This window comes from Paenisporosarcina sp. P4_D4 (genome assembly GCF_056401835.1).
Genome location: NZ_JBFUIO010000096.1, coordinates 1 through 7577, shown reverse-complemented (window position 1 = coordinate 7577; position 7577 = coordinate 1). Strand labels below are relative to the sequence as shown.

Sequence of the window (7577 nt, the reverse complement as noted above, 5' to 3'; positions counted from 1 at the left end):
CTACAGTACAAAACAAAAGCGTTAAACCGCTATGTACTTTGCTCCCTACGTTCGTCTTAACGAACAGGTTCAAAGGGTCAGGTTTTAACCTTCTCAACGCCAATGCGTCCCCCCGCAACTATTTTAATTACTTACATACTAGCACACTATCAGGAAATCTCAAGAATCGTGGTGAGTAATTTCAGTTTCCATCATGAATGAAAAAAACCTTCAACTCCTTCAAAGAGCTCATTTCATCATCGTTTACAATTTTTTTCTGAACGAAAAACACCATTTATCATAATCCATTCTGTCTTCATTGAACCTATGAGCATCGGTTCTTTGGATTCCCGATTCCAGTGCTACATATTCGGCACCATTTTCTTTAGCCCACTCATGTATGAACTCCAACAATGTCTCTCCATATCCAAGCGAACGTTTAGAGACGTCAGTAACTAAATCATAAATATAAACGTGGCGGCCGCTATAAAAATTCGTTCTCAAGCTTACGCCTGCCAAAGCTACGATTTGATTTTGAGCAAATAAGGCAAAAAGTCGATATCCGTCTTTTGTCATTTGTCCGAGCAATTCCTGAAAAGACTCCATCGTCAAATCCAATCTTAACTGTTTCATTAATAGAAATGCACGTTCGAATTGTTCTGGTTTGGTTAGTTCTAAGATTTTATGGGTTGAATCATCCATCGTCATTCCTCCGTCAAAATCAGTTTCCGTCACATGTCCCATGTAACACAAAAGTCTTCATCTATTTAACAGCTTCTACTATTTTTAGTTTTTCCTTTAGGGTTTGAACAATCGTATGTATTTGGACGTTCTCCGTGTTGATGTAATCCCCAAAATCATGTTCTTTATATGCTTTCAGGCATTTCGATGTTTGTTGGAAACACCAATTCCCTTCTTCCTCCCCACGTTCCCTAAGTCTATCGAAAATAGTTTCCTGATTTGCTGTTAAACAAAAATGGGTTGTTTGTTCATCTATCTTCTTAAATCCATCAAATATGTAATTAAAATATTCTACTTTCCGAATAGTCATTGGAACAATTAAGTTCACTTTATACTGTACGATTAAGTGCTCAGCTACGGTAACGGTTAATTGTTTCCAAAGCTCCAAATCCTGAAAATCTCCTGTTTTTGCTTCAAGAGCCATAACATCTACTGGGAGAATTTTGCCTAACAAAGTACCTATTTCTTCCGGATCAAAAATCATACTATTTTCTATTTCTTTCTGTAGTTCATTGGAAACAGTGGTCTTTCCCACTCCAAATGCTCCATTTATCATGATAATCATTCGTCCACCAGTCCTTTTCCTTTAGTTTCATCCTTCTACAAGCATTAATTATTGTTACATTTTACCATCATTTCATTGTTGAATTAAATAACGAAAACAAAAAAACACCGCAAATGCGGTGCAATTAGTGAGTGATTATGGGTTGTCATGCTCAATTGGAGTAAGGGCTTTGGTTTCGTCCAGGTAAATGAAAGCGTCGTAGCGACTTCCCATTTTTGAAGGTACATAATTCCCGTAAGCTTCGAACTCAGGATTATAAACCACGCCAATTGCCCGATGACCAATCCATTCATCAAACAGGTGGCGATTGTCATCATCGAAAATTAATAACTTATTAAATTCACCGGCTACATGCATAGCGTATTCCCATGATTTTTTCATAGCTGGTGGCACGACTATCAATTCATATGGGTTTGCCCACTGGTCAGCTGCGATCACTGTTCCCTTATATGTGCCAAACCCGACAGCGAAGACATTTTCTTTTCTGTTCTGCAGGCGGAGAATTTGGCCAACGTTCACCATGCCAGCCGCTTCCATATCCGTTGCGGAAGCATCCCCGATATGGGTATTGTGTTCCCAAATGATGATTTTTGCATTGTTTCCATGATAGTCCATGACTTCGTTTATCACTTCAACCATATGCTCATCACGGACATTCCAGGAGATGTCATCACTACGGACCATAGCCCGGTAATATTCTTCAGCGTTTTGTGCAACCATTGCATTGATTTTCAAGTTCAAATCGGCTTCCTGTACATCATTATAGTTATCTTCATGAACGCGTATAGACTTTAGTAGCTTGGTCACTTCGTCGATACATGCTTCCGATATATTTATCGAAGTCATGGCATACGTTTCAGGATGTCGATTAAAAGGTTCAAAGCATGTGAACGCTTTCCTGGCCAGCTCCAGATCCTCACTTTCCGGATCCGTCTTGCTTAAATAAGTGATTACTTCGTCCAATGATTCCCACAAACTGTAGACATCAATTCCGTAAAAACCTACGTTTTGACTACCTCCAATTTTGGCATTGTGTTCCTTGAGCCATGTGATAAAGTCAGCAATTTCCTCATTAGCCCACATCCATGTTGGCCAACGGTTGAACGCCTTTAACACATCTTTTACATCTTCTTTTTCATCTAAGTACCCTTTAATATAACGATTAACTTGTTGGCTGGATGGCCAATCACCTTCAACAGCAATAAGAGTGAATCCTTTTTCCTCAATCAACCTTTTTGACAGTTCAGCACGCATCGAATAAAACTCTGACGTACCATGGCTTGCTTCTCCCAATAGAACGATTTTCGCTTCGCCGATTGCTTCTATAATAGGTGTAAGATCATCTTGTGTTTCAAAAGGAATAGCATATTTTTTAATGGATTGCTCTAGGGAATTCATTGAAACACTCCTTTTTCAGTTGAGTTTAAATTTCCTCTGATATCTATTCCTGAAATTCAACTTTCTATATCTATCATTCTAAATTCCCCTGTTTTCCAACCTTTATTCTTAATAAATTATTTAATTAAAAAAAGGATATAAATGGAATGCAACAAATTCATGAAATGGGAAAAGATAAAAAATTGAATGAAGAATATAATTAAAGGGGCGAGTATAGCATGTCGATGGAATGGTTTAACCGAGTAACTGCAGAGCTGCAAGATCATCTGAATTCGCTTTGCGATGAATACGATAAAGTCGGTCAAATGACGATTGATCAAAGTGCCAAACATCCGAGAATTGAATTTTTCGTCGAGACTGAAGATGATGACAGGGAGTTTTTCTGTACCCTCCTCTTTGATCCACATAACGAAGAATTTTACATTGAAACATTTGATTTCGAATATGAAATGCAAGCTCGGATTATTTTGCCAGATATTGAAGATGTTATTGACGCCGTTCACGAAAGCTTCCATTCTTTTATGAACGGAGATAGTGAAGCGTTTTATGTGGATGAAATAGATGATGAAGATGATTATGTATTGGAAGAAACTTATGTAACAGATGAAGATGAAGACGGTGAAGAGTATTATGTAGATGAAATTGTACATGATGATTATGATTATGATCCTGAAGAGGTCGGCGTTGATTGGGAATCTCCTGAAGTCACCGCATTTCATATAGAAGATGAAGTAGAAATCACCTATCAGTTTGGACTGGTTGGGGACACGGGTCACGGCGTCCTCAAAAGAGTCAACCGTTATTGGCTGGATGACGAGCTCCATAAAGACGAAAGCATCTTTACGTTTTCTAAAGAAGAGGCCAGCACAATGATTGCAATGATTGCGAGCCATATGGACTCGATGACTGAATATAAAGAGCTTTAAGCTTCACTAATAACAGGTATCTGGGAGAATACTTCCGATACCTGTTTTTAATTTGCTCGTACAAATCCTCTCATAAGCCCGCGTTGTTAACATACCCTCTAATACTATTTTTGGAATTAACATTTACTTATCACCTAACTTTTTTGAATAAACTTCAGGGATGATTGAAAAAATAATTATGCCTAGTATCACAGCGAAAAATATATTTCTACTAATCCCTCCAAGTAAAAGTAGTGATGTTAGAATTACTAAAAACAAGATTCTCCACCCAATAACAAATTTGTTCATTTTGACACACCCCCGAGTGTTATTATTCCTTATTTAAAAAAATCACTTTTTATCTTATTTATTAAAGTTCCCCATAATAAATAATCGATAATTACTAAATTTTACCACAAGAATAGAAATTTAGTTCAAGCCATTTAATGGGAACCATACTGCAACTTCGTTTGGAAATTCAGCAACAAATAAGCGCATTTTGACGCCACCAAAGGAATGTCCTACCAAAATGTCGTTTAGTTGAAAATTGATTGTACTGTGATAGCAACTTCTTTAGGCTTAACGTCAATGTATGATAATTTTTCTATTTCAACCCATATTGGCAAATATGTACCTCTATCTCGATTATTATTAGTGTATTCTTCTCCTTGTCCAGTACCAAAAATCCCATCGAGTATTTCAGCAAAGAAAAAGTATTGTGTACCGTTACAGTCCACCTTTGCAATGCACTTACTAACGTTTACTATTACACCTAACTCCTCAAAGGCCTCTCTTTTTGCAGCTGTTTCAGGATTTTCACCTTCTTCAATTCCGCCTCCAGGAAAAACATAGTAAATTGAACCGTTCCTAATTCGTTTAATCAGACCAACCTTATTATTTTCTACAAGAATGACCGAAGCTCTGTCTCTCAAAATTATCCTCCCTATTTCTACATCCATTAAATTAAAAGAGCTCTATTTTGAGCTCAAAATTCACCTCAAGGTCTTTAGTGTGAAAAGTGTATTCCTTTAAAAACTAGATTCCCATTTAATTTTGAAATACTAGGTCTGCTTGCTTCTTTGGAGATTCTGTATCCAAATAATACTCTTCTGCTTTCCAGTATCTATTTCTAAATTTCTCGATATTGCTTTTTGTCACATCACTTTCACGGTTAAATCTTATTTCTCTCGGACAATCCAAATAAACTAAATAATCGTAGAAACTTCTCCACTCTTTTCGTTGTAGAAATACTCCTTCAACGATAATTAGACAAGTTTCAGGTAATCTAACTACTTGTATATTGTGTGTGTCAGATTGATTATCATAAGTTAGCAAGTTTAGTTCTTCAGACGTTTTTAGTTTGATGAACAAATTCTCTTTTAACCACTCAGTATCCCATTGTAAATGGTAGTACTCATACCACTCTTCATAATCGGTGTCGTAACGCCTTTTTTTCTCCACAATGTAGTCATCTATATGGAAAATGCAGATTGGGATGTTTTTTTCTTGAAGATGGTGTTGAACGTTTTTTACAAAGGTTGTCTTCCCAGAACGGCTTAGTCCATCTATTCCAAGAACGACTCTTTTACCTTTTTCAACTGGTGGAATTTCATTTAATAGAGTAAGTATGTAATCTTCCATGCCAGTCCCCCCCTAATTCAAGTGCTTAATATTTCTTCCATTAGGATCGTGAGTAACTGTCAAGAGAGCTATTTTGGACACGTTTTTCACCTCGATTATGTAACCTTACTATATCAATTCTCTTAAACTACCTGATTTCCTTTTTAAACTAATTTTATTCATCGCTCTTATACAGACGTGCTATAAATCCTAAATAGCTAGAAACTTTTTACAATTCCTTAATACTCAAGAAATATTGCATCGCTATACTATATAAAAGTACACAAATAGAACGCATTGTTAAGGGAGATTAAATGAAGATTAACCAGATAAGTACGATTTTTAAATATTTACGATATTTACATAGTAACCATAATTTTGTTATTCAAGAATTTAAAAAAAGTGAAGAGTTCAAGGGACTTATTAGTAAGCAAAAGATAACAACTGTATTTCAGCCGATTTTATCTCTTGTGGAAAATGAAACCATTGGATATGAAATACTTAATCGTCCTGAGATCACATCCTTGTTTCCATCAACAGAAAAATTTTATGATTATGTGGGTCAAAGTGATAACGTCTTTATGGTCGAAGCCTTTTTGCGCAATCTATCACTTGAGAGATATTCGGAGCAGTTAGAGCATTCACAAGAGTATAAAAATCGGTTGGTTTTTCTTAATATTCAACCACAAGTACTAACAGATTCGGCGTATCGAAGTGGAAAAACATTGGAGCTATTAGATAAATATAATCTTTCTCCTAGCCAAGTTGTATTAGAAATGACGGAAAAAGAAGCTGTGATTGATTATAATCGATTTGAAAAAATAATAGAGAATTATCGTCTACAAGGATTTAGAGTTGCCGTGGATGATGCTGGAACAGGTTATAATAGTCTCAAAACGCTTGCATATTTAAAACCTGAATTCATCAAGATTGATAAATCGCTGATCCGTAATATTAACATTCAACCAGCTCAACAACAGTTAGTCGAACTTCTGGTCGAGTTTGCACTGCAATCCAAAACCGACGTAATTGCAGAAGGCATTGAAACATTGTCAGAATTGGAGTTTATTCAAAAACTTGGCGTTCATTTTGGACAAGGTTATGCATTAGGAAAACCGAACCCTCTATTAAAAAATGGAATAGTACCCTTAACTCAATCACCTATTGTCACACCTGCAAATTTATATCGCGCTAAATGAAATTCTAAATAAGTACAGATTAGAAAAAACATGCTCATGTATTTCCTTTTTTGAATTCAACATAAACACCCCTCACATCATTTTTAATTAGATTTTGTGAAGGGTTGTTTTTATACAAAAATTAACCCAATATATTCCTTTATATAAACTAAAAGAACTATTATAGTATAGATAATATGTTTTATGTTTTTACCAATTGAAATTAAAAGTATTGATTACCTTCTTTAGTTTAAGTACAACTCTTACCACAATGTTCAAGTGAATAAGAAATTAAGACAAAATTACTAAATATGGGGGTTTATATGATTGCTTATATCGGAGATATTGCTAAAGAAATACCTAAGGTACCTTTTGGGACGCCTTGTCACCAGGTGGACCAAATTTTTCATAATGATTTAAGTCTGCAAGGCATTGTTATCACTGAGCAAAATTCAGCTACAGCCTTAATTACTAGAACTAATTTTTATCAAAAAATGGGTACACAATATGGGTATAACCTTTACATTAAGAAGCCTATTGAAATATTAGCCAATAATAATCCATTGATTGTGAACTTTTTCACTTCCATTGTTGAAGTCAGTAAGTTAGCGATGGATAGATCCGAAGAAGAAATATATGATGACGTAATTATACAATTAGACGATATAATCGTCGGTGTAGTGAGTATTAAAAGCCTTTTAATGAAAGTTTCTGACATACAAGTTGAGTTTGCTAGTTATTTAAATCCCCTGACTAGACTGCCAGGAAACATTATTATTAATCAAAATCTAAACAAAGTTTTGGAGCATAAAAAAGAGTTTAGTCTTTTATATATAGATTTAGACCGTTTCAAAGCTTATAACGATTATTATGGCTTTAAAAAAGGAGACGAAATTCTTCAGCTAACTGCAGACCTATTAACTAACTCCCTTGATAATAAAGAAAGTTTTTTAGGTCATATCGGAGGCGACGATTTTATTGTTCTCTTTAACCATTACTTCTATGAAGATTACTGTGACAGAGTAATCAATGCATTTGATGAGCAAATCAAAAAGTTTTATACCAATGAGCATCTAAAAGAAAATTTTATCTATACCACAAATCGTGAGTATCAAATGGAAAAGATTCCGTTAGTTTCTATATCGATTGCCGTCGTTACAAACGAGAATGAAGAATTTACCTGTGTTGAAG

The 7577-nt window shown here is 35.3% G+C and carries 8 protein-coding genes and 1 riboswitch; of the genes, 3 read left to right on the top strand and 5 right to left on the bottom strand.

The genetic code is table 11. From position 1 onward, the window contains the following. Window positions 1-25: 25 nt before the first annotated feature. A riboswitch (TPP riboswitch) is annotated at window positions 26-124 on the bottom strand. Window positions 125-243: 119 nt separating this feature from the next. From AC1DSL_RS14470 to AC1DSL_RS14460, 3 genes are all read right to left on the bottom strand, one after another. Next, the gene (locus AC1DSL_RS14470) at window positions 244-681 is read right to left on the bottom strand and encodes a GNAT family N-acetyltransferase (protein ID WP_477532702.1); all 438 of its coding nucleotides are present in this window, start codon (window positions 679-681) and stop codon (window positions 244-246) included. Window positions 682-742: 61 nt separating this feature from the next. Then, on the bottom strand, window positions 743-1276 hold the full coding sequence (locus AC1DSL_RS14465) for an AAA family ATPase (protein WP_477532701.1): 534 nt from the start codon (window positions 1274-1276) through the stop codon (window positions 743-745). Window positions 1277-1420: 144 nt separating this feature from the next. Continuing rightward, window positions 1421-2683 carry an erythromycin esterase family protein gene (locus AC1DSL_RS14460; protein WP_477532700.1) on the bottom strand — a complete coding sequence of 421 codons (1263 nt, stop codon included), beginning with the start codon at window positions 2681-2683 and terminating at the stop codon, window positions 1421-1423. Window positions 2684-2901: 218 nt separating this feature from the next. On the opposite strand from AC1DSL_RS14460, the gene AC1DSL_RS14455 reads away from it, so the two are divergent. Beyond that, window positions 2902-3609, top strand: coding sequence for a hypothetical protein (locus AC1DSL_RS14455; RefSeq protein WP_477532699.1), 708 nt, complete (start codon window positions 2902-2904; stop codon window positions 3607-3609). A 515-nt stretch (window positions 3610-4124) separates the two neighbouring features. Here AC1DSL_RS14455 and AC1DSL_RS14450 read toward each other — a convergent pair. Next, window positions 4125-4520 (bottom strand): NUDIX hydrolase, encoded by a 396-nt coding sequence (locus tag AC1DSL_RS14450; protein ID WP_477532698.1) that lies wholly within the window; start codon window positions 4518-4520, stop codon window positions 4125-4127. A gap of 115 nt (window positions 4521-4635) precedes the next feature. Further along, entirely contained in the window at window positions 4636-5229 is a 594-nt protein-coding gene (locus AC1DSL_RS14445) for a kinase (RefSeq protein WP_477532697.1), read from the bottom strand. Window positions 5230-5522: 293 nt separating this feature from the next. Between AC1DSL_RS14445 and AC1DSL_RS14440 the strand changes: the two genes are divergently transcribed. Further along, window positions 5523-6407 (top strand): EAL domain-containing protein, encoded by an 885-nt coding sequence (locus tag AC1DSL_RS14440; RefSeq protein WP_477532696.1) that lies wholly within the window; start codon window positions 5523-5525, stop codon window positions 6405-6407. Window positions 6408-6709: 302 nt separating this feature from the next. Next, on the top strand, window positions 6710-7577 hold an 868-nt coding region (locus AC1DSL_RS14435; RefSeq protein ID WP_477532695.1), incomplete at its 3' end, for a GGDEF domain-containing protein.